The sequence below is a fragment of the Psychrobacter sp. 1U2 genome, assembly GCF_051847575.1.
Genome location: NZ_JBPYDC010001842.1, coordinates 1 through 513, shown reverse-complemented (window position 1 = coordinate 513; position 513 = coordinate 1). Strand labels below are relative to the sequence as shown.

The window sequence follows — 513 nt, the reverse complement described above, 5'->3', positions numbered from 1 at the left end:
TCACTTATATTTTGTTAATTTTTGCGTGGTTATTAAAACGAACAAATAAAAAAGATGCGCCAAGCTTATCATAAACTCAGCGCATCTTGGTTTTCTATCAGTAACTGCTACAGCGCAGCTTAAGTTAAGCTTATTAAGCCTCTTTATATATAGCTTATATTACCAGATACGAGCCATACTCGACCATACAATCATACTGTTGGGTAATATACCAAAGAAAATAATCACTGCGGTCACACCGATGACCATCAGTCCACCCATGCGAATGCCCCATTGTCCTGCCACATCAAACTCAATAAACTCTTTTGGACGTTTAAACAGTGTCAGCATGACACGTAAATAGTAGAACAACCCGATAGCACTACCCAAAACAATCATCGCAGCCAAGAACCAGTTCGTACCCTGAACAGCTGCCAGTATGGCAAATAGCTTGGTAATAAAGCCAGCAGTCAATGGAATACCAGCCAATGAGAGCATCATAATTGTCATAACAGCCGTTAGTACCGGACGACG

Annotated in this window: 1 protein-coding gene; it reads right to left on the bottom strand. The window is 40.7% G+C overall.

Features of this window, described 5'->3' with window-relative positions; all coding sequences use genetic code 11:
• Nucleotides 1-159: 159 nt before the first annotated feature.
• On the bottom strand, nucleotides 160-513 hold a 354-nt coding region (locus ACS8FD_RS24710; protein ID WP_439277786.1), incomplete at its 5' end, for a proton-conducting transporter transmembrane domain-containing protein.